This window comes from Pantoea sp. B623 (genome assembly GCF_024814475.1).
Classification (GTDB): Bacteria; Pseudomonadota; Gammaproteobacteria; order Enterobacterales; family Enterobacteriaceae; genus Pantoea; species Pantoea ananatis.
In genome coordinates, this window is sequence record NZ_JANUXM010000004.1 from 1467946 (window position 1) to 1494378 (window position 26433).

General features: G+C 56.1%; 27 protein-coding genes. 11 read left to right on the top strand and 16 right to left on the bottom strand.

Annotated features, from left to right (window positions below):
• The 7 genes from hpxK to hpxU all read right to left on the bottom strand — a co-directional run bounded on the left by hpxK (position 1) and on the right by hpxU (position 6369).
• Positions 1–1254 (bottom strand): allantoate amidohydrolase, encoded by a 1254-nt coding sequence (gene hpxK, locus NXS97_RS08765; RefSeq protein WP_072404168.1) that lies wholly within the window; start codon positions 1252–1254, stop codon positions 1–3.
• Positions 1251–2486, bottom strand: coding sequence for an alanine--glyoxylate aminotransferase family protein (locus NXS97_RS08770; RefSeq protein ID WP_014592995.1), 1236 nt, complete (start codon positions 2484–2486; stop codon positions 1251–1253). Before NXS97_RS08770 ends, hpxK begins: the two co-directional genes overlap by 4 nt.
• Positions 2487–2507: 21 nt before the next feature.
• The gene (locus NXS97_RS08775) at positions 2508–3239 is read right to left on the bottom strand and encodes an amino acid ABC transporter ATP-binding protein (protein WP_014592994.1); all 732 of its coding nucleotides are present in this window, start codon (positions 3237–3239) and stop codon (positions 2508–2510) included.
• Positions 3220–3876 carry an amino acid ABC transporter permease gene (locus NXS97_RS08780; protein ID WP_310504059.1) on the bottom strand — a complete coding sequence of 219 codons (657 nt, stop codon included), beginning with the start codon at positions 3874–3876 and terminating at the stop codon, positions 3220–3222. Before NXS97_RS08780 ends, NXS97_RS08775 begins: the two co-directional genes overlap by 20 nt.
• Complete coding sequence (locus tag NXS97_RS08785) at positions 3876–4541, bottom strand: amino acid ABC transporter permease (RefSeq protein WP_019106331.1); 666 nt, start codon at positions 4539–4541, stop codon at positions 3876–3878. The genes NXS97_RS08780 and NXS97_RS08785 overlap by 1 nt, the downstream gene beginning before the upstream one ends.
• 10 nt (positions 4542–4551) lie before the next feature.
• A complete protein-coding gene (locus tag NXS97_RS08790; RefSeq protein WP_014592993.1) occupies positions 4552–5337 on the bottom strand; it encodes a transporter substrate-binding domain-containing protein in 786 nt (261 codons plus the stop codon).
• Between the two features lie 192 nt (positions 5338–5529).
• The gene (gene hpxU / locus NXS97_RS08795) at positions 5530–6369 is read right to left on the bottom strand and encodes a MurR/RpiR family transcriptional regulator HpxU (RefSeq protein WP_116219484.1); all 840 of its coding nucleotides are present in this window, start codon (positions 6367–6369) and stop codon (positions 5530–5532) included.
• Positions 6370–6525: 156 nt separating this feature from the next.
• On the opposite strand from hpxU, the gene NXS97_RS08800 reads away from it, so the two are divergent.
• The 4 genes from NXS97_RS08800 to hpxZ are packed head-to-tail and all read left to right on the top strand — an operon-like array spanning position 6526 to position 10084.
• On the top strand, positions 6526–8112 hold the full coding sequence (locus NXS97_RS08800) for a gamma-glutamyltransferase family protein (protein ID WP_014592991.1): 1587 nt from the start codon (positions 6526–6528) through the stop codon (positions 8110–8112).
• Positions 8113–8124: 12 nt separating this feature from the next.
• Positions 8125–8307 carry an oxalurate catabolism protein HpxX gene (hpxX, locus tag NXS97_RS08805; RefSeq protein WP_013024749.1) on the top strand — a complete coding sequence of 61 codons (183 nt, stop codon included), beginning with the start codon at positions 8125–8127 and terminating at the stop codon, positions 8305–8307.
• Complete coding sequence (locus tag NXS97_RS08810; protein ID WP_014592990.1) at positions 8304–9701, top strand: AtzE family amidohydrolase; 1398 nt, start codon at positions 8304–8306, stop codon at positions 9699–9701. The genes hpxX and NXS97_RS08810 overlap by 4 nt, the downstream gene beginning before the upstream one ends.
• Positions 9701–10084, top strand: coding sequence for an oxalurate catabolism protein HpxZ (gene hpxZ / locus NXS97_RS08815; protein ID WP_110015519.1), 384 nt, complete (start codon positions 9701–9703; stop codon positions 10082–10084). Before NXS97_RS08810 ends, hpxZ begins: the two co-directional genes overlap by 1 nt.
• Positions 10085–10163: 79 nt before the next feature.
• On the opposite strand, the gene NXS97_RS08820 is transcribed toward hpxZ, so the two are convergent.
• The gene (locus tag NXS97_RS08820; RefSeq protein ID WP_064373249.1) at positions 10164–11111 is read right to left on the bottom strand and encodes a LysR substrate-binding domain-containing protein; all 948 of its coding nucleotides are present in this window, start codon (positions 11109–11111) and stop codon (positions 10164–10166) included.
• 98 nt (positions 11112–11209) lie between these two features.
• On the opposite strand from NXS97_RS08820, the gene NXS97_RS08825 reads away from it, so the two are divergent.
• Positions 11210–11983, top strand: a complete 774-nt coding sequence (locus tag NXS97_RS08825; RefSeq protein WP_024471622.1) for a 2OG-Fe(II) oxygenase family protein — start codon at positions 11210–11212, stop codon at positions 11981–11983.
• Positions 11984–12039: 56 nt separating this feature from the next.
• Here the strand turns inward: NXS97_RS08825 and argE are convergent, their stop codons facing one another.
• The 5 genes from argE to NXS97_RS08850 all read right to left on the bottom strand — a co-directional run bounded on the left by argE (position 12040) and on the right by NXS97_RS08850 (position 16732).
• Complete coding sequence (gene argE, locus NXS97_RS08830) at positions 12040–13209, bottom strand: acetylornithine deacetylase (protein ID WP_072138588.1); 1170 nt, start codon at positions 13207–13209, stop codon at positions 12040–12042.
• Positions 13187–13861: a DUF1028 domain-containing protein gene (locus NXS97_RS08835; RefSeq protein ID WP_014606524.1), complete on the bottom strand. Its 675-nt coding sequence runs from the start codon at positions 13859–13861 to the stop codon at positions 13187–13189. Before NXS97_RS08835 ends, argE begins: the two co-directional genes overlap by 23 nt.
• Positions 13858–14292 carry a RidA family protein gene (locus NXS97_RS08840; protein WP_013024742.1) on the bottom strand — a complete coding sequence of 145 codons (435 nt, stop codon included), beginning with the start codon at positions 14290–14292 and terminating at the stop codon, positions 13858–13860. The genes NXS97_RS08835 and NXS97_RS08840 overlap by 4 nt, the downstream gene beginning before the upstream one ends.
• A gap of 17 nt (positions 14293–14309) precedes the next feature.
• Positions 14310–15575 carry an NAD(P)/FAD-dependent oxidoreductase gene (locus tag NXS97_RS08845; RefSeq protein ID WP_014606525.1) on the bottom strand — a complete coding sequence of 422 codons (1266 nt, stop codon included), beginning with the start codon at positions 15573–15575 and terminating at the stop codon, positions 14310–14312.
• A gap of 245 nt (positions 15576–15820) precedes the next feature.
• Positions 15821–16732, bottom strand: coding sequence for a LysR substrate-binding domain-containing protein (locus tag NXS97_RS08850; protein WP_015700906.1), 912 nt, complete (start codon positions 16730–16732; stop codon positions 15821–15823).
• A gap of 425 nt (positions 16733–17157) precedes the next feature.
• Between NXS97_RS08850 and NXS97_RS08855 the strand changes: the two genes are divergently transcribed.
• From NXS97_RS08855 to NXS97_RS08870, 4 genes are read left to right on the top strand one after another with little or no spacing between them, the layout of a single operon-like run.
• The gene (locus tag NXS97_RS08855; RefSeq protein WP_014606526.1) at positions 17158–18681 is read left to right on the top strand and encodes an amino acid ABC transporter permease/ATP-binding protein; all 1524 of its coding nucleotides are present in this window, start codon (positions 17158–17160) and stop codon (positions 18679–18681) included.
• A gap of 27 nt (positions 18682–18708) precedes the next feature.
• The gene (locus NXS97_RS08860) at positions 18709–19581 is read left to right on the top strand and encodes a phytanoyl-CoA dioxygenase family protein (protein ID WP_013024737.1); all 873 of its coding nucleotides are present in this window, start codon (positions 18709–18711) and stop codon (positions 19579–19581) included.
• Between the two features lie 23 nt (positions 19582–19604).
• Positions 19605–20420, top strand: coding sequence for an ABC transporter substrate-binding protein (locus tag NXS97_RS08865; protein WP_015700907.1), 816 nt, complete (start codon positions 19605–19607; stop codon positions 20418–20420).
• Positions 20421–20463: 43 nt separating this feature from the next.
• Positions 20464–21195, top strand: coding sequence for a class II aldolase and adducin N-terminal domain-containing protein (locus NXS97_RS08870; RefSeq protein ID WP_014592986.1), 732 nt, complete (start codon positions 20464–20466; stop codon positions 21193–21195).
• A 94-nt stretch (positions 21196–21289) separates the two neighbouring features.
• On the opposite strand, the gene puuE is transcribed toward NXS97_RS08870, so the two are convergent.
• From puuE to NXS97_RS08885, 3 genes are read right to left on the bottom strand one after another with little or no spacing between them, the layout of a single operon-like run.
• The gene (puuE, locus tag NXS97_RS08875) at positions 21290–22249 is read right to left on the bottom strand and encodes an allantoinase PuuE (protein ID WP_014606528.1); all 960 of its coding nucleotides are present in this window, start codon (positions 22247–22249) and stop codon (positions 21290–21292) included.
• A 34-nt stretch (positions 22250–22283) separates the two neighbouring features.
• Positions 22284–23015, bottom strand: a complete 732-nt coding sequence (hpxA, locus tag NXS97_RS08880; protein ID WP_013024733.1) for an allantoin racemase — start codon at positions 23013–23015, stop codon at positions 22284–22286.
• The gene (locus NXS97_RS08885) at positions 23012–23734 is read right to left on the bottom strand and encodes a GntR family transcriptional regulator (protein WP_014592984.1); all 723 of its coding nucleotides are present in this window, start codon (positions 23732–23734) and stop codon (positions 23012–23014) included. The genes hpxA and NXS97_RS08885 overlap by 4 nt, the downstream gene beginning before the upstream one ends.
• A gap of 142 nt (positions 23735–23876) precedes the next feature.
• Here NXS97_RS08885 and NXS97_RS08890 point away from each other — a divergent pair, with 142 nt between their 5' ends.
• Entirely contained in the window at positions 23877–25376 is a 1500-nt protein-coding gene (locus NXS97_RS08890; RefSeq protein WP_259231981.1) for an NCS1 family nucleobase:cation symporter-1, read from the top strand.
• Between the two features lie 498 nt (positions 25377–25874).
• A complete protein-coding gene (locus NXS97_RS08895) occupies positions 25875–26423 on the top strand; it encodes a PTS glucitol/sorbitol transporter subunit IIC (RefSeq protein WP_013024730.1) in 549 nt (182 codons plus the stop codon).
• Positions 26424–26433: the final 10 nt, after the last annotated feature.

Consider the following 26433-nt stretch of genomic DNA (forward strand, 5'->3'; position numbering starts at 1 on the left):
TTAATGCTGCTCCGCAAGGTGACATATCGTCTGCAAATAGGCCTGAATCGCGGGAGCGACATCGGCTTCATTGACCGATTCGGCCGGATGGTGGCTGATACCGCGATGGTTACGCACAAACAGCATGCCTACCGGCCAGCGTTCTGCGATTGCGATAGCATCATGGCCTGCGCCACTGGGCAGGGCCAGGCTGCGCCCCTGTACGGTTTCAACCGCGTGGCTCAACGCCTGTTGCAATCCGGCATCGCAGGCCGTCGCCGCAATGCGGTAATACTCATGAGATTCGAAGGTTAATCCCCGACGCAGCGCAATGGCTTCCGCCTGGGTCAGCAAGGCGGACAGCAGCGCTTCAAGCGGTGCGTCCTCGGGTCCGCGCACATCCAGCGACAGATTCACCTCGCCCGGAATGACGTTGACCGCGCCCGGTGCGCAGTTGAGCGTGCCTACCGTTGCCACTAACTGCCCCGGCTGTTCGCGCGTCGTGTGTTCAATAAACACCATCCATTCCGCCGCGGCCGCCAGGGCATCTTTACGATGCTTCATCGGCACCGTACCGGCATGGCCCGCCTCGCCCGTAAAGCAGCAGTTCAGACGACGGGCACCGTTGATCGCCGTGACCACCCCGAGCGCGAGATCTTCCTGCTCCAGGCAAGGTCCCTGCTCAATGTGCAGCTCCAGATAGGCCACGATATCGCTGACGTTGCGCGCGGCACGCTGGATCTGACTGGCATCCAGCCCCACGTCGCTCATCGCCTGGGAAACCGTGATGCCGTTGCCGTCAGGATGTGTCGGCCAGCTGTCAGGCCAGGTGCCGGTAATGCCGCGACTGCCCAGCAACGTGATGCCAAAGCGCGTGCCCTCTTCATCCCCGAAGCCGATGACTTCAATGGCCAGCGGCAATCGACGCTGGCGATCGTGCAGCCACTGGACGGTTTCAATGGCGCTCAGCACGCCCAGCATCCCGTCATAGCGGCCGGCGTTGCGTACCGTGTCCAGATGCGAACCCAATAACAGTGCGGGAGCGCCGGGCTGCGCGGCCTCATAGCGACCGCAGATATTGCCCACCTCATCCTGCCAGACCGTCATACCGGCAGCCTGCATCCATTCGCCCACGCGCGCATTGGCCCGCAGGTGCTCTGGCGACAGGTAAACCCGTGTCAGGCCCTGATCGCTTTCACTGATCTCAGCCAGCGCGTCACAGCGCGCCATCACGCGCCGAGCGGCAATCTGAGCCTCGCTGGCATTCATCATCATGCATGGCTCCCATAGTGGTTCCATGCCGCCTGCGAACCGGCCCCCTGTGGCGTACGATAACCGACATGGGACAGGACCATTTCCAGCGCCGCCAGCGTTTGCATCACGCAGTCTTTACGCGCGTTATAACCCATAGTGCCGATGCGCCACACTTTGCCATGCAGCGGGCCAAAGGACGTGCCGATCTCAATACCAAAATCCTCCAGCATGAGCTTACGCACTTCATCGCCATTGACGCCCTGGGGAATCACCACGCCCAGGACATTGCTCATCTTGTTACTGAGATCGCCAAAGGTTTCCAGCCCCATTCCCTGAATGCCTTTCAGCATCGCCTCGCCGTGAAGCTGGTGGCGGGCAATGCCGTTGTCCAGCCCTTCCTGCAGAATCAGACGCGCACACTCACGCGCGCCGAACAGGGCGCTGGTGGCTTCAGTATGGTGATTGAGCCGTTCCGGGCCCCAGTAGTCCATGATCATGCCGAGATCGAAATAGTTGGAGTAGATCATCTCGTCGTCACCATCCTGATGCGCGTCGGTGCGGATCCCCTGCTCCACGCATTTGCGCTTGCGGACTATCGCCGCCATCTCATCGCTTAACGTGATCGGGGAGGTTCCGGACGGGCCGCCCAGGCATTTCTGCATGCCCGCGGAGACCGCATCCAGCCCCCATGCATCGGTTTCCAGCGCATTGCCCGCCAGCGACGCCGTCGCATCGGTATAGAACAGCACGCCATATTTTTTGCAGATGGCACCCAACTCAGCCAGCGGCTGCAGCATGGTGGTCGAGGTATCGCCCTGCACGGTCAGCAACAGGCGCGGTTTGACTTTTTTGATGGCGTCTTCAATCTGGTCTGGCGTAAAGACCTCGCCCCATGGCACGTCAATCGTGTGCACATCGGCACGGCAGCGGCGGGCAATTTCACACAGCAGATGACCAAAACGGCCAAAGACCGGCACCAGCACTTTATCGCCGGGGCGAATCGCCGACAGCAGAATTGCCTCAATACCAGCGCGTGAGGTGCCGTCAATCAGTAACGTCCAGCGGTTTTCCGTGCGAAACACGCCACGATACAGCGCCATCACCTCATTCATATAGTGCGTCATCGCCGGATCGTATTGCCCGAGCAGCTGGCTCGACATCGCACGCAGCACGCGCGGATCGGCATTGATAGGGCCAGGTCCCATTAACAGACGCTGAGGAGGATTAATTTGCGGAAATTGAGAGATATCCATAGTGAATTCCTTGTTAAGCACTCAAAGACGCACAGAGGAAATAAACTGCTTTAGCTCCGCCGTCTGTGGAGAAGCGAACAGCGTTTTACTGTCGCCCTGCTCCCAGACGCGCCCCTGATGCATAAAGACCACACGATCGCCCACGTCGCGGGCGAAGTTCATTTCATGGGTGACGAGAATCAACGTCATGCCCTCGGCGGCAAGCTGTTCCAGCACTTTTAGCACTTCACCGACCAGCTCAGGATCCAGTGCAGAGGTAATCTCATCACACAGTAAGACGCGGGGTTCCATCGCCAGCGCGCGGGCAATGGCAACGCGCTGCTGCTGACCACCAGACAGGCTGGAAGGGTAATAATCCAGCCGCTCGCCCAGCCCCACTTTCTCCAGCATGCGCGCCGCCAGTTCGCGGCACTCCGCCTGGCTTTTTTTCAGCACCCGACGCGGCGCCAGCATGACGTTTTCCAGCGCCGTCATATGCGGGAACAGATTGAAGTTCTGAAACACCATGCCGACTGAGCGGCTGATTTCCCGCGCCTGGGAATCACGGTCGGTAATCGTCATACCGCCGAGTTTAATGCTGCCATCCTGATAGCCTTCCAGCCCGTTCATGCAGCGCAACAGCGTACTTTTGCCTGAACCGCTGCGCCCGATAATGGAGATCACTTCTCCCATATCGATATCCAGATCCACGCCTTTGAGAACGTGGTTGGTGCCGTAATACTTCTGCACCTGATTAATGGTGATGAGCGGCATTAAATTTTTTCTCCAGATACTGGCTGTAACGCGACAGCGGATAACACAGCAGGAAATAGCCCAGTGCCACCAGCCCAAAGACTTTAAAGGGCTGATAGGTCACGTTATTCAGAATGGTGCCGGCCTTGGTCAGCTCGACGAACCCGATAATGGATGCCAGCGCCGTGCCTTTGATCACCTGCACCGCAAATCCCACCGTGGGGGCAATGGCAATGCGAATCGCCTGGGGTGCGATGACCCGCGTCAGCGTCTGACCAAAATCAAGCCCGAGGCAGCGTGATGCTTCCCACTGGCCCTTGGGCAGGGCCTGAATACTGCCATGCCAGATACCCAGCAGAAACGCGCTGGTATAAAAGGTCAGCGCCAGCGAGGCGGCGGTCCAGGGCGCGACGTCGATACCGAACAGTCCGACGCCAAAGAAAGCCAGAAACAGCTGCATCAGCAGCGGCGTGCCCTGGAACAGTTCGGTATAGGCACGGATCACGCGCGTCAACCATTTACGCTTTAACAGGCGTAAAAACAGCAGCGGCAGCGTGACCAGCGTGCCGCCTAAAAAGGCCACCAGCGACAGCGCGATGGTCCAGCGAGCCGCCAGCAGCAGATTGCGCAGGATGTCCCAGTCAGTAAAGGTTGTCATCATGCCTGCACCCCCAGCCATTTGCGGCCAATCGCCAGCAGCAGCTGACGCATCACAATCGACAACGCCAGGTAAATCAGCGTGGTCACCGAGTAGACTTCAAAACTCAAAAAGGTGCGCGACTGAATCAGGTTGGCGGCGAAGGTCAGTTCCTCGTAGGAGACCTGCGAAACCACCGACGATCCCAGCATGACAATGATGCACTGGCTCACCAGCGCCGGATAAATCCGCTGCAGCGACGGCGGCAAAACCACGCGTAAAAACGTCTGGCTGCGCGTCAACCCCAGAACCCGACCGGCTTCCCACTGCCCTTTTGGCGTGACCTGAATACCGGCACGGATAATTTCCGTACTGTAAGCCCCCAGGTTAACCAGCATGGCCAGCAGCGCGGCTTCACCCGCCGTGAGTTTCAGCCCCAGGTTCGGCAAGCCGAACACAATAAAGAACAGCTGCACCACAAACGGCGTGTTGCGTATCAGTTCAACATAGAGGCCCCACAGGCGGCTTAACCAACTGGGTTTACCACTGCGCAGCGCCGCGCCGAGGATACCGATACTGACGCCCCCGACCGTTGCCAGCACGGTTAACTGGATCGTTACCCACAGGCCGGAGAGCAACTCCGGCCAGTACGGCCACAATGCAGGGAAATTAAGTTGCCCGGTCATTGCTCCGTCCTTATGCGCCCAGGTTGGCTGGCAGCGGCGCTTTCAGCCACTCTTCGGACATTTTATTCAGCGTGCCGTCTTTAATGCCCTGCTCGATCAGCGTATTCACTTTGTCTTTCAGCGCCGGCTCGTCTTTCTTCAATCCGATATAGCACGGAGAGTCTTTCAGCATAAATTGCGCAACAGGGGCTTTTGCCGGGTTCTGACGCGTAATGGCCGCGACCACAAGGTTACCCGTTGCCACGTACTGCACCTGGCCGGAGAGGTAAGCGGATAAGGTGGTGTTGTTATCTTCATAACGTTTCACCTGCGCATCCTTAGGGGCTACCTCACTCAGTACCATGTCCTCTACCGCACCGCGGGTGACGCCAACAGATTTACCGCTCAGTGCTGCGGCATCCTTCAGATGATCGCCTTTAGGACCGAAAACGCCCAGGAAGAACGGCGCATAGGCCCGGCTAAAGTCGATCACCTTTTCGCGTTCCGGGTTTTTCCCCATGCTGGAGATCACCAGGTCAACTTTGTCCGTTTGCAAGTAAGGTACGCGGTTCGCGCTGGTGACCGGCACCAGCTGCAACTTAAGTTTCATCTGCTTAGCCAGATACTTCGCCATGTCGATGTCATAGCCCTGGGGTTGCAGATCGGTTCCCACTGAGCCAAACGGCGGGAAATCCTGCGGTACCGCAACCCGCAGCACGCCGCGTTTCTGGATATCCTGCAGTTGATCGGCCAACACGTTGCCCGCCTGCACCATCAATACTGCCGCTGCTGCGACCGCCATCAGAACTTTTTTCATTATGCACCCCGGTGAGATTATGTGAAACAAAAGATTCTTATTGAAGGCATTCTGCAACTAATGTGCCAACGCGGACGCACGCTGAAAAAAGCGACTTAATGGCTGCTAAGCGCTATTTATAGCGATACAGAGGCATCAGACGTTGCCCCGCAGGACGTTCCAAAACGGGGCAAAGCACCAAAACGGTGCCTGTTAACGGTGCTCCAGCTCGTCAAGCTGGTGATAAAGATCGGCAATATGGTGAATGCGCTGGCGTCCGTCTGACAGCAGTTCATGCAGCAAGGCATTGGCAAGCAGGTTGATCAGGCTCATGGCCGACGCGTAACTGTCAAACGCTGACACGCTGTCCAGCGGTGCGCAAAACTGCCAGCGCGCCAGGGCGATAACGCTCTGCGCCTGAGGCTCGCACAGCGCCAGCACGGGAATAGCGGCGCTTTGCAACTGCTGCATCAGCGGCTGGATAATGGGGGTGCGCCGCCGGAAGGCGATAACCACGACCATATCCTCAGGCGTTATATCCACCAGGTCCTCGGCCAGCGTCTGTCCCGGCTGGGGCAGGATATGCACCTGCGAACGCGTCTGTATCAGCTGTTGGCGCAGGTGCAGCGCCACCGGATAGGCATTGCGCATGCCGACAATGTAGATACGTTTCGCCTGAGCCAGTTGAGCGATCACCTCAGTAAACTGCCGGGCATCAATGCTGTTTACCCACTGTGTCAGGTTGGCCATCTCCTGCTTGTAATGGCGCGACAGTAAGGTATTGCCCTGTACGGCATCGCGGTTATCCGTTAGCGGCATCCCGCTCTGGCGCAGGGTACGCAGCTCATCGCGCATATCTTTGTACTTGTCATAACCGAGCCGTTTAAACAGCCGGCTGACGGTCGCTTTTGACACGCCGCTCAGGCGCGCCAGCTCAGCGCTGTTATAGCTAATCAGATCGTCGAAGTGGTCAAAGATAAAGTCGGCAATGCGCTGCTCCTGCGGCGAAAGCTGTGGGTAATGGGTTTTGAGCCGTTCATCAAGCTGTTTCATTCAGGTCCTGTAACTTTTGTTTCAACCGCGGGGTTTAACAGAAGCTAGCATAATTTGGGCCAGATAAACCGGTTCCGATCCTTAGCGGCGATAAAAACTGGAACGGCTCTTGCTTAGTTATTGGTTCTGTACCCTGAATAACACAATGAGAAGAGCATGATTCAGAGCAATATGGCCCCGCTGGGCATGGCGGTAACGCCTCATCATCTGGCCAGTGAAAGTGCGCTGGCGGTGCTGCGTGAAGGCGGCAATGCGATTGAGGCCATGGTGGCCGCTGCTGCGACTATTGCCGTCGTCTATCCGCATATGAACGGCCTGGGCGGGGACGGTTTCTGGCTGATAATGCCGGGTAAGGGCGACCCCATTGCTATCGACGCCAGCGGCAGAGCGGGTTCTCTTGCAAATATCGACTTCTATCAGGGTGAAACGCAAATTCCACATCGCGGGCCAAAAGCCGCATTAACGGTGGCGGGCACGGTGAGCGGCTGGCATGAGGCATTGGCGCTGTCAGCCGAGCTCGGCGGCACGCCCCTGCCCCTGGCACGATTACTGCGTGACGCGGTGCGTTACGCGGCAGACGGCATTCCGGTCACGGCCTCGCAGGCCGCGGCCACCCGCAGCAAGCGCGAAGAGCTCCAGCATCAGCCCGGCTTTTCCGCCCTGTTTTTGCCGGACGGGGATGTTCCGGCGGAAGGCAGTCGTTTCACCCAACCCGATCTGGCGCGCACGCTCAGCCTGTTAAGTGAAGAAGGGCTGGAAAGCTTTTATCGCGGCACGCTGGCGCACCATCTGGCAGGCGAGATGGTCAACCTGGGCATTCCCGTTACCCTGGCCGATTTACAGCAGCAGCGGGCCAGTCGGGTCAAGCCGTTGCATGTCAGACATAGTGAAGGCGATATCTGGAATATCACACCGCCGACGCAGGGGCTGGTTTCTCTGGCGATCCTGGGCATTACCGATCATCTGGATATGGCGAATGCCGATGAAGCACAAACCATTCACCGCATCGTTGAGGCGACAAAAAAAGCGTTTGCTTTACGCGATCGGCACATCACCGATCCCCGTCATGTGGTGGACGATCTGCAGGCGCTGCTCGACAGCGATCTGCTCACAACGATCGCCAGCCAGATTGATGATAACCGCGCCGCGCCATGGGGAACCGGACGAGGCCCCGGCGATACCGTCTGGATGGGCGTCATGGACAGCAGCGGCCTTTCCGTCTCTTTTATCCAGAGCATTTATCATGAATTTGGCAGTGGCGTGGTGATGCCCGGCACCGGGATCGTCTGGCAAAACCGCGGAGCGGCTTTCAGCCTCGATCCCGATCACCTGCTGGCACTCGCCCCGGGTAAACAACCTTTCCACACGCTGAACCCTGCCGCGGCGCGCCTGAAAGACGGCCGGACGATGGTATATGGATCCATGGGCGGTGACGGACAGCCCCAGACCCAGGCTGCCATTTTTACCCGCCATGTGATCCAGCGCCTGCCGCTGCAACAGGCGGTCAGCGCACCCCGCTGGCTTTTGGGGCGAACGTGGGGACAGACCTCGGATTCCCTCAAGCTGGAGAGTCGCTTCGCGCCAGAAACGCTGGAGCGGTTACGTCAGTTAGGCCATGAGGTGGAGTCACTTCCGCCATTCAGTGAAGTCGTCGGCCATGCAGGTGCGATTGTTCGTCACAACAACGGTATGTTCGAAGGCGCAAGCGATCCGCGTAGCAACGGCAGCGCCGCCGGTTTTTGACAGGAGTACGTTATGAATCACATTGAGTGGGCAACCTATATCGCCCAAATGGAACACATTCTTCATCTGGAGCTGGACGACGCACGCCGTGCAGCCCTGCTGGTCCAGATGACGCGCATTGCCGATATGGCGGCCCCGCTGATGGCTTATCCGCTGGACGATCGTCTTGAAGTTGCAGGAGTGTACAACGCATGAGGCTGAGCGAGGTTTCCATTCAGGCACTTCAGCAGAAGATTCAGCAGGGAGAGATCAGTGCGCGTGAAGTGGCGGAGCAGACGCTGACCGCGATTGAGAAACAGAATCCGCAGCTTAATGCCTGGACGGATATCACTTCAACGCGAATGTTGCAGGAAGCGGATGCGATTGATAAACAGCGCCTGCGCGGTGAGATGTTACCGCCGCTGGCGGGCATTCCCTATGCGGTAAAAAACCTGTTTGATGTGCAGGGTTACTCAACCCTGGCTGGGGCTGAATTATTTCGTCAGCGCCCGGCAGCCAACCGTGACGCCTTTGCCATCACCCAACTGCAACAGGCCGGTGCCCTGCTTTCTGGCATGGTGAATATGGATGCCTATGCCTACGGTTTTACCACTGAAAACAGCCACTATGGCGCCACGCGCAATCCGCATGATCTGGCGCGGATCGCCGGGGGATCCTCCGGCGGTTCAGCGGCAGCCGTGGCGGCCGGACTGGTGCCTTTCTCGCTGGGCACGGATACCAATGGATCGATACGCGTGCCGGCTTCCCTGTGCGGCATCTTTGGCCTGAAGCCAACCTTTGGTCGCCTGTCCCGCAGCGGTAGCCATCCGTTTGTCGCCAGTCTGGATCACATCGGTCCCTTTGCCCGCCGCGTTGACGATCTGGCGCAGGTTTACGATCTCCTGCAGGGTAAAGACAGCATGGATGCCTTTCAGGCCGATCGGCCTCAGGCACCCACGCGGCCTCAGTTGGAACGGGGGGCACAGGATTTGCGCTGTGCGGTTCTGGGCGGCTTCTTTTCGACGTGGTGTGATCATGATGCCCGTAACGCGCAGATTCAAATCGCGACCGCGTTGCAGGCTAGTGAGGAAGTGATTATGGCGGAAGCCGAACTGGCCCGCTCAGCCGCCTTTATTATGACCGCGTCAGAAGGCGGCAATCACTATCTGCCGGCGCTGCGTCAGCAACCTGAACGGTTCGAACCTCATTCCCGTGAGCGCCTGCTGGCGGGCGCGATGCTGCCGGGTGCGTGGTATGTGCAGGCGCAACGCTTCCGCCGTCATTTCCAACAGCAAATACTGCCGTTATTTGATCGGTTTGATGTCCTGATCGCCCCCGCCACCCCTTGCAGCGCGCCGCTGATAGATCAGGAAACTATTGCCATCAACGGGCAGAACTTGCCGACCAAGGCCAGCATGGGCATGTTAACCCAGCCGATCTCTTTTCTCGGCCTGCCCGTCTGTACTGTTCCACTGGCCACGGCAAGCGGCTTGCCGATTGGCGTGCAGCTTATCGGTGCGCCGTTTAACGAACAGGCGGTATTACGAGCCGCCTTTGCCCTTGAACAACAAGGTCTGACATTTTCGCCTACCTGTATGGCTGGAGCCTGATGAATACTGAAGAGATTAACCACCCCGACGTGCTGGATGCCGTAACCGCCGCCTTTTACCGTTACGAACAGGCGCTGACGGGCAACGATATTGCCGTTCTGGATGAGCTGTTCTGGCACGATGCCAGAACGGTGCGGCTGGGTGCCGGAGAGAATTTATACGGCATTGATGAGATTCGCGCTTTCCGTGCCGCCCGTCCTTCGGCGGGGCTGGATCGCACCTTACAGAACACGGTGATCACCACCTTTGGCGATGCCTTTGCCGTGTGCAGTACCGAATTCACCCGTGCAGGCACGGAGAAAATTGGCCGTCAGCAACAAACCTGGGTGAAATTCCCCTCAGGCTGGCGCATCGTCGCGGCCCAGGTCAGTCTGATGAGTTAAACCGAACCATTGCGCCAGAGGCAAGGATGCCTCACCTTCATGCTGGTCGATCATCGCCCCGGTGACCAGTGCAGGCCCCTCAGGAAAGTGAGGCAGCATCCCCGGCTGGCTTTCCGGCGGGACCGTGCTCTGCCGCGCGTTCCCGCAGCCAGGCAATCATCTCTTCACTTCCCTCCTGGCTGGTTGTCCGCGCAGGCCAGGCAAGATAATAGGGTTTACTGAGCGGCAGACATAAGGAATCGATCGCCACCAACTCACCCCGGGCCAGTTCCCCGGCAATCATGTGACGTTGCCCTAACAGCATCCCCGCGCCTGCCACCGCCGCATCAATCGCCAGTGAGGTCAGATTAAACGTCAGGCCGGGCTGCGCCACGGGCTCAGGGAGTCCTTTTGCCTCAAACCACGCAGGCCAGTCCGGCAGAAAACGTCCCTCTTTCCCCCAGTCGAGATGAATCAACGGAGCCTGGTTTAATCTGTCTGCGGCAGCAAAGGTATTGATCAGCGCGGGGCTGGCGACCGGAAAAACCTCATCATGGAACAGATACTGTTTGTTCAGCCTGGGATAGGCCTCTTCCCCAAAGCAAATAACAAAATCAGCCGGGGTTTTACTGAAGTCCACGTCGGCGTGCGTGCCATGAAGAGAGAGGCCGACATGCGGGCAGCGCGCTCGCCAGTCAGACAAATGCGGCAGGACCCATTTTGATGCCAGTGCGGGAAGCGCATACAGCGTAAGCTGAGCGGCGGTATCTTTTCGCCCGATATTCCGTTGGCCAAGCTGCAGTATATCGAAGGCTTCCGACACGTAGCGGAGATACTGCCTGCCCATCTCAGTCAGCATGACACCATGCTGAGTCCGTAAAAACAGGACGCAGCCAAGGTGATCTTCCAGCTGACGAATCTGCTGGCTCACCGCGGCTGGCGTCAAGGCCAACTGCGCTGCCGCCTTTGTCAGGCTGCCGGTTTCCGCAGCGACCTTAAATGACTGAATAACGTTAATTTTAGGCAGGCGCAACGACGGCGTGGGCATTAAGGCTTCCTTATCAGGGTCTTAAATATTTATTGGTATTCAGTACAATCGGGCCTCGTTACAGTGATGACTAAATAATCACGCGTAGGAAATAAACGATGTCTGAATCTCTGGTACGCACTGACTTACATCCTCTGTCCAGTCACGCCTGGCGTCAACAGTGTCGGACGCAACTTCATCAGCAGGGCGCGCTGGTGCTGCGCAATTTTTTACAGCCCGCCGCCTTAGCGGCCATCGTCGCAGAAGGCGATGCGCAACGCCACCGTGCTTACCATACCCAAAGTAAGCATAACGTCTACCTGATGAAAACGGACCCTGCGTTTAGCGATACGCATCCCAGGAACCGCGAAGTCAGTAGCACTAAGGGCTGTATTACTGATGACGTCATCGCGCTGGATTCTCCGCTGCGTCAGCTCTACGACGATGCACTTTTTCAGTCTTTTTTGTGTGAGGTGCTTGATGAAGAGGCGTTGTATCCCTACGCCGATCCTTTGTCGTCCATTAACCTTCACTATGCCTCGCACGGGAAAGAGCTGGGATGGCATTTCGATAACTCGTCGTTTGCCATCACGTTACTGGTGCAGAAACCAACCGGCGGCGGGCGGTTTCAGTATGTGAAAGATCTGCGGGATGCCGATGCGGGCGAGATGAATTATCCGGGCGTGGCCGACGTGCTGGATGAACAGCAGCCCGTCGAAGAGCTGGCAATTGAAGCCGGTGACCTGGTACTGTTTCGCGGACGTAATTCCCTGCATCGCGTGACGCCTACCGAAGGCGACGTGACCCGGATGCTGGCGGTGCTGGCTTACAATACCGCGCCCGGCATCGCCTTGTCTGAGACGGCCCGGATGACATTTTACGGTCGGTTGTAAACGGCACCGGCGAGCGGATGGGCTCAGGCCACACGGGGCGTTCCGCCCTGCGTGGCTTAACCGGCCGCGTGCATCCACTGGCGCAGATTTTTTAACATCGTCATACAGCGTTCAAGCTGTTCAACACTGACAAACTCATCTGCTTTGTGTCCCTGTTCCATACTTCCCGGCCCACAAACCAGGGTCGCTATTCCCATCTCGTTAAATAACCCGCCTTCGGTGCCAAAGGCCACCGTGGTGAAGTCGTCTTGCCCACTCCACTGCGCCAGCCAGCGGGCAAAGTCGGTCTGCGGATCCGTCAGCAAGCCGGGATAGTCGCTCAGCGGCTGAAAGACAATGTGACATACCGGATCAATGCGCTGCATTTCAGGCATCAGCTCAGCTTCGGCGAAGTGGCGCACACTGTCATACAGGTTCTGGACATCCGTATCGGGCAGCGTTCGCCACTCCACATCAAACTGGCAGGTTTCAGGCACAATATTGAGTGCTGTTCCGCCCTGAATCGTGCCCACCTGCAGCGTGCTGTAGGGCGGTTCGAACCGTTCATCACGTTGCTGCCTGAGCGCCGCTTCCTGATGCAACAGATGCGCAATTAGCCGCCCGGCATAGTGAATCGCGTTGACGCCCTGGTGCGTATAGGCGGAATGGCAGGCAAGGCCCTGTACCCGGCAGCGCACCGCCCGCTTTCCCTTATGTCCGTAAACCGGCTGCATGCCGGTCGGCTCACCCACGATACACATCGCAGGCTTTGCCGCTGAGGCATTGAGCATCGCCACCAGCGAGCGCACGCCCAAGCAGCCGACCTCTTCGTCATAGGAAAAAGCAAGATGTAAGGGCATGCGGAGGGGCTGTTGCAGAAAGTCATCCAGCGACGCCAGCACGCAGGCAATAAAGCCTTTCATGTCGGCGCTTCCCCGCCCATAACATCGCCCGTCACGCTCCGTCAGGGCGAAAGGCGGAACGGACCAGTTTTGTCCCTCAACCGGCACCACGTCCGTGTGCCCTGACAGCATGACCCCGCCCTCGCCGTCCGGCCCCAGACGCGCATACAGATTGGCTTTTTTACCGCTCTCATCAAGCAGCCACTGCGTCGTCACGCCTCTGTCAGTCAGGTAGTCGTCAATAAACTGAATCAGGGCCAGATTTGACGCCCGACTGGTTGTGTCAACGGCCAGCAGTGAGGCCAGAATCGCCCTTAAACGATCATTCATCGCCGGGCACGCCATAGGAGGGAGCCTCACGCGGATCCAACGCGCGCGTGACATAGGCTTCCATCTGCGGTTCATAGGCAAGCCACAGTTGCGTCAGTTGTCCAACAGGATCGCCCTCTGTCCAGTCGATGCGCAGATCCACCAATGGCCAGGTGTAGTCATCCACCAGTTTGAGCGCGGCAGAATGTAACGGTCCGGCTTCTCCGCCCGCCGCTACACCGGCCTGAAGGGCCGCAAGCAGCCTGCTGGCCAGTTCACCGGAGGCCGCAGCAAAAGCCGCACACATTGCTGCCGTCACGCCTTTGTCCGCCAACATATTACCTGCGGCGATACAGTTTTTTCCTTCAGCCACGCTCCAGATCCCCAGGGTTTGGCTGCCACTGAAAAACGCCGTATTCCCCTGGATATCGATTGCGGCGACCTGACGGTAGTCACTGAATCTGTCTTCAGCCAGCGCCAGCTTGAGCGCCACATCGAGCGCGCGGCCCTGATCCAGATACACCAGAATCTGCTGCCCCAGAGAAGGCAACGTAATGTTCTGGCTGGATACGGCCCCCACGCCAGCCTGCAGCCAGGGGCAACGCGCGCCCACGGCGATGCTGGATGAACTGATGGCGATGCCAAGTTGACCGGTTTCTTCACAACGTGCCGTTACCGATAAGGTCATTGGGTCGCTCCACCTTTCCAGTCATCCGGAATCACCGCAATGACATCTATTTCCATCAGCCACTGCGGCTGCGCCAGGGCTGAAATCACCAGACCGGTCGAGACGGGGAAAACGCCTTTGAGCCATTTTCCCACTTCACGGTACACCGGCTCGCGATAGCGCGGATCGATAATATAGGTGGTGGTTTTGACGATATGCGACAAGTCGCTTCCTGCCTCTTCCAGCAGTTGCTTCACATTTTTCATCGCCTGCGCCGCCTGTGCAGCCGGATCGCCCAGACCAATCAGATTGCCGTCGAAGTCAGTGCCGACCTGGCCCCGCAGATACACCGTGTTACCTGCACGCACGGCCTGGCAGAGATCGTTGTCCAGCGTTTGATTGGGATAGGTTTCTTTGGTGTTAAACATCCGAATACGTGTATGGGTTGGCATAAAGACAGTCTCCTGGTTCAGTTTTCTGAAGCGGCACGGTAATCCTGATACTGGCGCTGGATAGCAATATGGTCGGCGACATATTTTGCGTCATGCCACACGCCCCAGATAAACGAGGACCCCCGGCGCGACTGCCAGGGAAGCCCGAGAAAATAGAGCCCGGACTCGGTGGAAACGCCGCGTTGATGAACGGGTCTGCGCTTCTCGTCAAAGGCGTTAACCTTCAGCCAGCTGTAATCGGTGGCATAGCCCGTTGCCCAGATGAGGGTGGTGATCCCTGCGCGGACGAGATTGAGCGACTGCACAGGATGCGAGACGCTTTCCGGATCGGGCAGAAACGCGCGCGCGGCCGGATCCTCGGGCAAATCGAGGCCATGCCGTTTTACCCAGGCATCTGCCGCGTCAAGCAGGGATAAATAGTTTTCATCACCCGAGGCGATGTTTTGCGCCAGATCGGGCTTAAAGGTCACGACATCACCGGAAAAGCGCTCCGTTAACCCGACCAGGTTGATGCCCTGTTCCGCCAGCCTGCGAAAGTCAACGGTGTGGCCGCCTCGCGCGCCGCTGACCGCAATGGTGACGTGCTCTTTACCCGGTTGACTGGCAGCAGCATCCCACAGGCCGAGCACACCTAACCACCAGCAAAAATCCCGGTTGCGATAACGGCGCGGCGGCCGATCGTGCGGCCCAACAGAGAGCCAGACGTCTTTTCCTGCACGCTGCAGCTCATCGGCAATCTGCACCCCTGACGAGCCCGCGCCGATCACCAGCACGCCGCCTTCAGGCAGTTGTTGCGGGTTGCGATAGTCTGCTGAATGCAATTGAGTGAATCCCGCATCCGTGGGCGCAATCGCGGGGATAATGGGCTTCTGAAAGGGGCCTGTGGCAACGACCACGCGTTGAGCGACGAGCGGGCCTTCAGAGGTGAGGACATCGAACCCGCTGCGCCCGGCACGGGGCGCCACGCTGATGACCTCGACGCCGGTCTTGACAGGGGCTTTAATGTGTTGCGCATAGGCTTCAAAATAGTCCGCGATCTGTTCTTTAGGCACAAAGCTGTCGGGATCTTGCCCCGAAAACGTCATGCCGGGAAACCGGTCGTGCCAGGCCGGGCCGTTGGCGACCAGCGAATCCCATCGGCGGGTCCGCCATGCCTCAGCAATACGTTTTTTTTCCAACACGCAATGCGGAATGCCGAGCCGCCCCAGATGCTCGCTCATGGCGATACCGGCCTGTCCTGCCCCAATCACCAGGGTGTCTGTTTCTTGCTCTGTTATTGTCATTCCACCATCCTCAAGCCCGCCGTTTCAATGACGTGTTCCTGACACGCGATAGCGCCAAGACTATTTGAGGCAAGTGAATGGGTAAAATATTATAAAGCTAATATCTGAATAAGAAATTAATAAGCAAAGGATGTGCAGCCGATTATTATGGCCACCCAACGATTACAACGCGGAATGACTCAACACCGTGGTCAAAAATACTTTTCCTTTTCTTACCGAACTGCACGATAAATGCACCCTGCTTTTCACGCCGTCGGCCCTAATGCACTATTCTGGCAATAGTCCATAAAAAGTTTTGTTGGGCGCGTCGGTTCATTATGACTTAACCAGGCCATGATTAACGTCGAGGCTTCCATCTCATCTTCAATATCAATCTGCGCAAGTTTTTCACCGTCATAAGTCATATCCGTGTAAGGCCGGGTGACCAGCACGGAAAAGCCTAATCCCTGCCCCACCATGCACCGTACCATTTCGATGGAGGGCGAACTGTAGGCAACCTGCGGGTGATAACCTTTGCTTTTGAAAATATTGATGAAGTAATTCCTGCTGGGTACAGCATCCAGTAAAATCATGGGTTCCTGACTCAGCTCACGCAACGTGACGAGGGATTTTTGCGCCAGCGGATGCTTTACTGGCAAGAGCGCATAGGGTTTATGCGGCGCGTTCAACGCCGCTTTTTGTATCGTGTTATCCAGCTCAAGATCGTACAGGAAAGCCAGGTCGAAACGTCCGCGATGGAGCCCGTGCATCAGTTCATGCTGCTCGCCATCGTAAAGTTCAATGGTGATGCCGGGATAACGCTTTTTGAAGCCCGCAATCAGTTTTGGCATGTACAGCGGTGCCGCAGATTCGAAGCAACCTATTGCAATCGTTCCTGAAATCAGCGTGTTATCTGCACGTGAATTTTGCTCAAACTCATGTGTCAGGCGTAACAGCTCCTGGGCTTTTTCATAAAAACGGCGGCCACCGGGCGTCAGAGAAACCCCTTGAGCATGATGACGGATCAACAGCTGCTGATCGAAGGCGTCTTCCAGATTTTTAATGGAGACAGAGATAGAGGGCTGTGCGATATGCAGCTGGCGCGAAGCTTCAGCAATGCTTTCTGTCTCTACGACGGCGACAAAATACCTGAGCTGTTTAAGTGTAAAGCGACTCATAGCGTTACCTCTGTTTTTTATGGCTAACCGGAAGCCTTGCTTCGTTTTCGACTAAGTAGCGCTGCAAATGCTGTGCCACATCACGTTCAGTTAGCCTGCGTGCCCTTTATTCAAAAATACCGCCCGCCTGTTTTTTTAGCGGCAACCGATCGCGACGCTCAAAAAAAGAAATTGCACCAATAACTCTCACGTTGCGTCTTAATGATCAGCGCCCTGCCCTAAATAAGCGCAAAAAGGGAAGCAATACGCTAATTATTCCCCTGTGATATTAAAAAACACGTCATTTAAAAAGGCAGATAGCCATTGGATAGTTTTTTTAAAATCAGAACCAAAGAAATTACTAATTGCTATCGTTCCCGTCATGCCGCCATAGTGAATTACAGAATTAAATGACTAACCCTCTTCTGTTTAATGTGAGCAAGCCCATGACATTTAACTGGAACTATATGTTCAGTCTGTTTAGCGACGCTAACTTTTGGCTGGCGACCTGGACCGTCATCAAACTGAGCCTGCTGACCTGGGGAATGAGCATTATCGCGGGATTTATTCTGGCGCTGGCCAAGCAGTCGCGCCATCCCTTGTTGACGCTGCCTGCCCGATTTTATATCTGGCTCTTTCGCAGCCTGCCCTTACTGGTTCTGCTGATCTTTGTTTACAACCTGCCTCAGGCAGTGCCCGCCACGTCGGCGATATTGAGCGATCCGTTTTGGGCCGGGTTTATTGCGCTGACCATTTGTGAGAGCGCCTACATCGCGGAGATTCACCGCGGTGGGCTGCTGTCAATTCCCAGGGGCCAGAGCGAGGCTGCCCGGGCACTGGGACTACGCTATGCCGGTATTCAGTGGCGCATTATTATTCCGCAGGCTCTGCGTGTGGCCTTGCCAGCGCTGGCGAACGAATACATCGCGATCGTGAAGCTGACGTCGCTGGTCTCTGTTATCTCACTTACCGAAATTTTGATGGTCGGCCAGCGGCTTTACTCGCAGAACTTTCTGGTCATGGAAACCATGGCTGCCGTGGCCTTCTATTACGTGCTGATCGTCACCGTCTTTGATTTCCTGTTAAAGCAGCTGGAGCGCTATCTTGACGTCACGCAGCGTCAGCCTTCCGGCAAACCCGATGCGCAACTGTTCGACCTCGCACAACGCACGGCAGTGAGCCCGGTTCGTCAGGCAGTGCACGACAGCGGGCCAGCGTTGCAGGCCCTGCGTCTTCACAAGGCTTACAACAATGTTGAAGTACTGGGCGCAGTGAACCTGCAGATCCACGCTGGTGAGGTGGTCTCGGTGATCGGGCCTTCAGGCTCGGGAAAAACCACGCTGATTCGCCTGCTCAACGGCCTGGAGCAGATCGATAACGGTGAGATTCGTATTAACGGAAAACCTTTTATTCACCTTCGTCAGCAGGGAGAACAACGTAAGCCACGCTTCATTGAGCATACCGAGCACCGCCTCAACATTGGGATGGTTTTTCAGAGCTTCAACTTGTTCAGCCACCTCAACGTTATGGATAACCTGATGCTGGCACCGCGCTATCACAAGCTCGCGCCCACCCAGGCCTTAAAGCAGCAGGCCGCCGCGCTGCTTTTCAAAGTCGGCATGCTCGAACATGCGTGGAAATACCCTCATCAGCTCTCCGGTGGTCAGCAGCAACGCGTGGCTATCGCACGCGCCTTAATGATGCGCCCCCAAATCATGCTGTTCGACGAACCCACGTCAGCGCTGGACCCTGAAAAAGTGAATGAAGTCCTTCAGGTGATTGAAGCCCTGGCAAGCGAGGGCATCACCATGGTGATCGTGACCCATGAGATGAACTTTGCCTTCAAAGTTTCTGACCGAATTGTCTTTATGGAAAAAGGACGCGTGGTCTGTGACGACGCACCCCAGGCGCTGCGCGATGGCCAGCATCCGCGCGTGGAAGCATTTCTGAAGGATGTCTCGCTGGCGTAACGATGTATTCAACACGAGGGCACGACCATGATTGAACAGTGGCAGGTAGATCAGTATCACCAGCAGGGATTTCTGGTAGTTGAACATGTCCTGACAAGCGAGGAAATCGCCGCGCTGCAGCACGATTTTGACCAGTGGGTTGAGGAAAGCCGCAGCCAGAGTGCCCCATGGGGCAATACTCAGGATGGCCGTTCGCGTTTCGACATTGAGAGCGATCACAGTGCCGACCATCCTTCTTTGCGTCGCGTGAGCTCACCAAACGACATCTCTGCCGCCTATCGCCATGCGGCACTGCAGTCACGAATGGCGCAGATTGCCGGGCAGTTAATTGGTGGCAGCGGCGCACGCTATCATCACAGCAAGATCAACTCGAAGCTGCCCCATACCGCAACGAAAGTGGAATGGCATCAGGATTTCCTGTTCACCCCGCACAGCAACGACGATATCGTGACCGCGCTGCTGATGGTCAGCGAGGTCACGCCGGAAAATGGTCCGCTGAACGTGGTGCCGGGCAGCCATCGGGGACCACTGTATTCGCACTGGCAGGACGGGCGTTTTACCGGGGCCGTCGAGCCTGCGGTGGTGAAAGAGCAGTGTCAGCAGCCCAGCGCCTGCTTTGGTCCCTCCGGGTCCGTGTGCTTTATGCACACAAGGCTGCTGCACGCCTCCAGCCCCAATGAAACCGAGTGGCCGCGCACGCTGTTTATCGCCGTGTACGCGGCGGAAGACGCGCTGCCTTTCGGTGAAAACCCCTTGCCCAGCCCGGATGCCGGAACGCTGGTTTATGGTGACGAAAGCGGCATGGTCCGCAGCACCCCAAATGAACTTCGCCTGCCGCAGAAACCGCGCGGAGCCTCGTTCTTTGTTCAGCAGGCAGGTCAAGATCTTGCCAACGTCTGATTGCGCCTAACAGAGAGATAATAATGATGAAAACATATGTATTAAGTCTGCTTGCCGCAGGCGCTGTCCTGGCGTCATTTAACGCCTCAGCCTTTTTACAACCAGGTAAAATCATCGCCGGATCGGATATGACCTTCTTTCCGTATGAATACATGAAGGATAATAAACCCGCTGGCTTTGACATTGAGTTTCTTGATGGCCTGGCAAAAGTGATGGGCCGTCAGGCCGTGAATATTGATACCCGTTTTCCTAACCTGATCACCGGTTTACAGAGTAACCGGTTCGATATCACTAACTCGTCGATGTATATCACCGCCGATCGCATGAAAGTGATCGACATGATTCCCTACCTGAAAAGCGGCGAGGCTATCCTGTCGCTGAAGGGAAGTGATTATCAACCCAAGACGCCTGAAGAATTCTGCGGCCATAAAATTGGATCGATGGGCGCCACCTCCTGGCTACAGCAGTTGCATAAACTGTCTGACGATTACTGTGTGAAAAACGGTAAGCCCCCTATCGCGATCAGCGAATATGCGACCGATCCTCAGACGACTCAGGCGATGCTTTCCCATGCGGTGGAAGCGCAGATCACCGATGCCGCGGTGGCGCGTGGCGTTGTCCAGAAGCTGGGCGACCGCATCCAGATATCTTCCACGACGCTCATCTATCCCGTATTAAACGGTTTCGGCGTGAAGAAGGACAATACGGAGGTGAAACAGGCCCTGGTTGCGGCGCTGGAAGCCTACAGTAAAACGCCAGAGTATGCCGCACTGCTCAAAAAATACCATTTTGAAGCGCCGACGGCGGACGATCTCAAGACCTTGATGCCTAAGCCTTAATCTCAAACGCGTGCCGGGCACGCGTTCATTTTCAGGAGGTAATATGGCGCTTTCTTTCGAAGAACAAACGCGTATCGATCTGGCGGCAGCCTTCCGCATTATTGCCCACCTGGGCATGCATGAGGCGGTAGCGAATCATTTCAGTGCCGCTGTCTCACCGGATGGTAAGCAGTTTCTGATGAACCCAAAGTGGAAACACTTTTCACGCCTTCGCGCCAGCGATTTACTGCTGCTCAATGCTGAGGATGCATCCTGTGCAGAGTGGGATGATGTTGATGCCACCGCATGGTCCATTCATGGGCAAATTCATCAGCGGCTGCCAGAAACCCGGGTCGTGATGCATCTGCATCCGGTTTACACCACCAGCGTTGCCTGCCTGGCGCAGCCGCACATTCCGCCTGTCGATCAAAACAGCGCGCGCTACTTCAACCGCATCGCGGTAGATACGTTATACGGTGGCATGGCCGATACGAAAGAGGAAGGCGCACGTCTGGCCAGCCTGCTGACCGATAAGCGTCGTCTGTTAATGGGCAATCACGGCGTCATGGTTACCGCCCAGACCATTGGCGAGGCCTTTGATGACATCTGGACGCTAGAGCGCGCCTGCCAGATTTTGGTTACCGCCTGGTCTACCGGGCAACCCTTGAAAGTCCTGAGCGATGAGGTCGCGGAAAAAACGGCCCGCGACTGGGAAGGTATTCCCGACTTCTCTCTGCGGCATTTCGAGGAGATGAAGCAGTTGATGATTGAGGCCGATCCCGCCCTGTGCGACTGAGCGCTTCCACGCACGGCTGTCACGCAGGTGACAGCAACAGAGAGAGCACGTGGCGACAGCCTTTTGCCGCCACGCGCTTGCCGCCCGGAAGCGATTACGCTTCTGAAGCGGGATGCGTTTTTATCCAGTGCTCGGCAATCTGCTGCCGGGTACAGATCCACACATCCTTATGCTGCTGAATGTGGTCAAGGAAGTTTTGTAGCGCGCGGAATTTTCCCGGGCGCCCTAACAGGCGGCAGTGCATCCCCACCGACATCATTTTGGGCGCGGTCTCACCTTCTTCATACAGCACGTCGAACGTATCGCGCAAATATGTGAAGAACTGCTCTGCGGTGTTAAAGCCCTGGGGCGATGCAAAGCGCATATCGTTACATTCGAGCGTATAGGGAATGATCAGATGCGGTTTTACCGTACCATCCTGACAGGTAACCTGCGTCCAGAAGGGCAGATCGTCGCCATAATAGTCGCTGTCGTAACTGAATCCGCCCTGTTCGACCACCAGACGACGCGTATTCGGGCTGTCGCGTCCGGTGTACCAGCCCGTCGGCGCCTGACCAAACAGATCCGTTAACACATCCACCGCCTGCTGCATGTGCTGACGCTCGGTTTTAGCATCGATGCCCTGATAGTGGATCCAGCGCCAGCCGTGACTGACCACGTCGTACTTCGCCTGTTTAATGGCGTCTACGATTTCCGGATGACGCGCCAGGGCCATCGCCACACCGAACACGGTGAGGGGCAATCCCCGTTTCTGAAACTCGTTATGAATGCGCCAGAAACCGGCTCGGGAACCGTATTCATACAGCGATTCCATCGACATGTGACGATCGGGATAGCTGGCGGCACCAATGATGTCAGACAGGAACTGCTCTGAACCCGTGTCGCCATGTAATACGCTGTTCTCGGCCCCCTCCTCGTAGTTGAGCACAAACTGCACCGCCACCCGCGCTTTTTTGGGCCACGCCGCATGAGGAGGATTCGCGCCGTAACCGATTAGATCGCGCGGGTAATTTTTATTGAAGCTGTAGGTTTTCTTATCCTGGCTTTCAGTCATAACTTGCATCCTGTCGGTGAACGGGAACATCTGCTTAGTTTAGGTGCTGAAAGGCACCCGAGAGGGGTTTATGTAAAGGATAAGCCAAATCGCCCTGTTTGCTGGTGCCAAATCCCAGCGCCACCAGCGATTCCACCATTTTTACCGCTGCACTGACGCCATCAATCACCGGCATCTCCAGCTCCTGTGTGAGCGACGCCGCCAACGTTGCCATGCCGCCGCAGCCTAAAACAATCGCCCCACAGCCATCTTCCCGTTTTGCCTGGATACAGCGCTGGCGCACTTTCTCCTGTGCCAGCCCGCTGCCATCCTCCAGCGCCAGCACGGGTAAATCGATAGCATGTAAGGCCGCACAATGGTGGGTAAAGCCATACTGCTGAAGTAAATGTCGTGCGATGACCAGCGTGCGCGGCAACGTGGTGACGATCGAGAAACGCGTTGCCACCAGTGTGGCCGTATGCATGGCCGCTTCTGCGATGCCGATGACCGGACCGCTGGCCAGTTCACGTGCCGCCAGCAGTCCCGGATCGCCAAAACAGGCAATCACGTGGCCACTGACGCCCTGTGCTCTGCCAAGTTTCACCTGCTCCAGTACGCCTATCGCCGCAATCGCCTCATCGAAATGCCCTTCAATGGAGGGCACGCCCTGCGAAGGGCACACGGCGAGGATGTCCGTACCCGGCGCGGCAACGGCGCGGGCTGCCCGACCGATGGTTTCCGTCATCGCCTGGCTGGTATTAGGATTAATAACCTGAATCAGGCTCATGATACGGCTCCTTTGTGACCCGAAAATAGTCGGGTGAAATCGGGCAAGGTTTCGCCGCCGCGTTCGAAATGCAGGCTGGAAACAATGTGTTCAAAGTGGTGCTGCAGTGAGTCAGTGAGCGGCACCAAGGCCTTTTCACGTAGCAGCTGTAACAAACGATCGTGATCATCACAGCGACAACCGCGTTGCCACGGCGCGCCCCACGCGGCAATCACCAGAGACGATCGCTGCGCCAGGCGCGTAACAAGATCGGTTAACACCTGATTGCCGGAAATCGCCTGCAGCTGAATATGAAATGCCGCCGAGAGACGAATCGCCGCAGGGCCATCGTGATGTTCGATGGCCGCCTTTTCCTGGGCGACCAGCGCAGCCAGCCCGGCAAGGTGAGGCGGCTGCATATGTTCCAGCACAGCGGGAAGGTTGGCGCACTCGAGTAAACTGCGGGTACGAAAAATATCACGGGCTTCATCAACGCCGGGCGTAGCAACATGTGCACCACGTTTGGGCGTAAGCGTAACCATTTGCACCGCAGCAAGGCGCTGCAACACTTTACGGATGCCCGTGCGGCTGACGCCAAAGACCTCTGAAAGCGCCTCTTCCGGCAATTTGCTGCCGGGCGGCAGTTGGTGTTCAACAATGGCGTTCATTAACGCCTGATAGATAGGTTCATCTTTATCATGCAGATCGGCCGCCGTTCTCTGGCCCTTTTCACTCTTCATTACCTGCTCCGGTAAACAGCGTTGCGTCACTTATCGTATACGTTAAAAATAAATTTTGTATACAAAAAACAAATTTGGCCTGGATCCTGCAAAGTCATTTCACAAGGTTATTTTATTCATGTCTTTGAGAGGAGCAGGTTTCATGCCAAATCATTCAACGGTGAGTAGCACATCGGCCTCTGAAGCCGGGAAAGCATACAGTCCAAAGCTATGTAATGAAGACCTGGCGCCTACGCGCCATCAAAACTGGTCCTGGTACAACATCTTTTCTTTCTGGATGTCGGACGTACACAGCATGGGCGGCTATGTGGTAGCGGCGAGCTTCTTCACGTTGGGCCTGGCGAGCTGGCAGGTGTTGCTCTGCCTGTTGGCGGGGATCTGCATTGTTCAGCTCTGCGCCAACCTGGTCGCTAAACCGAGCCAGATGGCCGGTGTGCCTTATGCGGTTATTTGTCGTCAGGCATTCGGTGTTTTTGGGGCTAATATTCCGGCGGTGATCCGCGGCCTGATTGCATTTGCCTGGTACGGTATTCAGACCTGGCTGGCGGCAAACGCGCTGATGCTGGTGCTGCTGAAGTTTTACCCGTCGCTTGAAAGCCTGACCCACAGCCACTGGCTTGGTTTATCGCAGCTGGGCTGGTACTGCTTTGGCGTGATGTGGGTTCTGCAGGCAATGGTGTTCTGGCATGGCATGAGTGCGATTAAGCGCTTTATCGATATCGCAGGCCCCGCAGTGTATGTGGTGATGCTGGCACTGGCGGGCTGGATTGTATACAAAACCGGTTTCGACGGTATCTCCTTTACGCTGGCCAGCAAGTCGCTGTCGGCAGGCGAACAAACCTGGCAGATGATTACGGCAACGGCATTAGTGGTGTCTTACTTCTCAGGCCCGCTGCTGAACTTTGGTGACTTTTCCCGCTATGGCAAAAGCATGGGCGAGATCCGCCGGGGTAACCGCTGGGGACTGCCGTTCAACTTTCTGCTGTTCTCCATCGTGACCGTTGTCATTGTATCGGGCACTCAATCCCTGTTTGGCAAAATGATTACCGATCCTATTGAAACCGTCAGCATGGTCGGCAGCGATTTAGCCGTGGCGATTGGCTTACTGACTATGATCACCGCAACGATCGGTATCAACATCGTGGCGAACTTTGTCTCGCCTGCTTTCGATTTTTCAAACTGTTCGCCGCAGAAAATCAGTTTCCGCACCGGTGGCATGATTGCGGCAGTCGGATCGGTCCTGCTCAAACCGTGGAATCTGTTTCAGTCTCCTGAACTGATTCACTACACGCTCGACGTACTGGGTTCGTTTATCGGGCCGCTGTTTGGCATTCTGTTAGCCGATTTTTATCTGATTAAGGGCGGCCGTATTTCAGTAGACGATCTGTTTGATGCCACACCGCAGGGGCGCTACTGGTATCGCGGTGGATTTAACCCGAAGGCCATTATCGCTTTGCTGCCCTCAGTCGCTATCTGTCTGGTGATCAGTTTTATCCCTTCCCTGCATCAGGTGGCCAACTTTAGCTGGTTTATCGGCGTGGCGCTGGCGGCAAGCTGCTACTGGTTAGTGGCGCGAGAAAAGCAGACTGAGCAGAAAGACCTCACTATGCCTTCCGGCACGGTGGTCATGCAGAAGGAATAACGCCCTGTTCAGACGCAGTATGCCTGTACAATAACCATATAAACGACTCTGACTGGAGTCGTTTTTTTTAATAGCCGAACACCGGATCGCCTTGATGGCGAATACTGCTGACTGTTTGGCGCGCCAGCCCTTACCGCCCCAGATAATGTTCGCGTGTGAATACGCGCTCATCCTGTTTGCCCCTCTCCCTTTCGTGCAAAAGCGCCGTGTGCCCGTTACCCCCTGTCTTGACCTGCTAGAAATTTGCAGTGACAAGGCATTTAAAATCAGCGAGATAAGTCATTAAACCCTCTGCGTATCCCGGCGTCGCGGTAACGAAAGAACGCGGGATTCCCGCACCCGATAACATTCATTTCAAAATAAAAAAGATTCAAAATGAAAGTTAAATGATTTATTTGTGATCCATATAAAATATTTATGCCTTTTAAACGACTATATTTTCTGCGTGTTAAGACCTAACCAACGTGAAAATCCGGGCAACCTTAAAAGGAGCGGCACATGATTGATGCAATCACCTTTGGTGCGGAATGGTTTATTGGACTGTTCCAGAAAGGAGGTGAAGTTTTTGTCGGCATGGTGACAGGAATTTTACCTTTGTTAATTAGTTTATTAGTCGTAATGAACGCGTTAATACGATTCGTAGGGCAACATCGAATTGAACGACTGGCACAGAAATGTGCGGGCAATCCTGTATCACGCTATTTGCTTTTACCGCTTATTGGCACCTTTGTTTTTTGTAACCCGATGACACTCAGCCTGGGGCGATTTATGCCCGAGAAATATAAGCCAGGATATTACGCGGCCTCGTCATACAGTTGCCATTCAATGAATGGGTTATTTCCGCACGTGAATCCGGGTGAACTCTTCGTTTATTTAGGGGTTGCCAGTGGCCTGACGACTCTGGGCTTACCCTTGGGCCCTCTTGCTGTCAGCTATTTTCTGGTTGGGCTTTTTACTAACTTTTTTCGCGGCTGGATTACCGATCTCACCACCAGCCTGTTTGAAAAAAAGATGGGCATCAAACTCGATAAAAACGTTCAGCTCTAATAAAGGCGGA